Annotated in this window: 1 protein-coding gene and 2 pseudogenes; 1 reads left to right on the top strand and 2 read right to left on the bottom strand. The window is 66.0% G+C overall.

Annotated elements, in window-relative coordinates:
- A pseudogene (locus tag EOA86_RS36535) lies at nucleotides 1-119 on the top strand (anhydro-N-acetylmuramic acid kinase); the annotation flags it as partial.
- A 17-nt stretch (nucleotides 120-136) separates the two neighbouring features.
- Here the strand turns inward: EOA86_RS36535 and EOA86_RS41035 are convergent.
- Both EOA86_RS41035 and EOA86_RS36525 read right to left on the bottom strand, forming a co-directional pair.
- A pseudogene (locus EOA86_RS41035) lies at nucleotides 137-244 on the bottom strand (GNAT family N-acetyltransferase); the annotation flags it as partial.
- 19 nt (nucleotides 245-263) lie between these two features.
- The coding region (locus tag EOA86_RS36525; protein WP_164892403.1) for an MFS transporter at nucleotides 264-880 on the bottom strand (617 nt) is incomplete at its 5' end.

Below are 880 nucleotides of genomic sequence, written 5' to 3'. Positions count from 1 at the left end.
CGGTGGAGGCGGAGTGCTTTGCCTTCCTTGCGGTTCGCGTGCTCAGGGGCCTGCCGATCAGCTTCCCGACCACCACTGGTGTGCCGCAGCCGATGCGCGGCGGACGCCTCGCCGGCTAATCAAGCCGACAATTCTTCTACAGGAAGACGCGGCTGCGGCCGACGGGAAGATCGGGAAGCACGCCGAAAGGCCGATAACCCCGACGCTCATAGACCTTGACCGCCTGGGGATTGAACGTCTCGATCAGCCGCGTGGCTCCGCGACTACACGGACCGCGGCGAACGCCACACCGCCGCTGAGGCCGCGACCAGCATGAGCAACGCTGCGACCACGGCCGATGCCGCAAAACCAAAGCCGGAATAAAGCGGTCCGAAGGCCGTGGTTCCGACAAACACCGCGAGATAGGTCACGGCGCTGTTCAGACCCATGATCGTGCCGCGCCGCGCCGGATCGAGCGCCGAGAGGCGCATCACCAGGACGTTCAGTCCGAAATGATTGGCAAGGCCCCAGGCCGCCACCATCGCGATGGTCAGGCCGAAGCTGCCGCTTGCCGCGGCAAGCGCGACATAGACGACCGCAACGAGAAGATAGGCGAACGGCATGACGCGTCGCGCGCCAAGGCGATCGATCACGCCGTCGAGAAGCGCCGCCATGCCGAAGCCGGCGCCATAGGCGAGCGCGGCCAAGCCGTTGGCGCTTACCGGCCGTCCCAAGCCATTGTGAAGATGATCGCCGAGATAGCCGTAGACACCGTAGAAGGCGGTCATGAAGGCGCCGCAGGCGACCAGAAGCGGCACTATGCCGGGCACGGCCAAAGCGCCGAGCGGCGTCGGCGCCGGGCCGCTTTTCCTGACATCGCTCAGCGACGTCAGCGTAAGAC

The sequence above is a fragment of the Mesorhizobium sp. M5C.F.Ca.IN.020.32.2.1 genome (assembly GCF_004023105.1).
GTDB lineage: Bacteria > Pseudomonadota > Alphaproteobacteria > Rhizobiales > Rhizobiaceae > Mesorhizobium > Mesorhizobium wenxiniae.
Note: the sequence above shows the minus strand (reverse complement) of the source record. Positions and strands in the feature narration are given on the sequence as shown.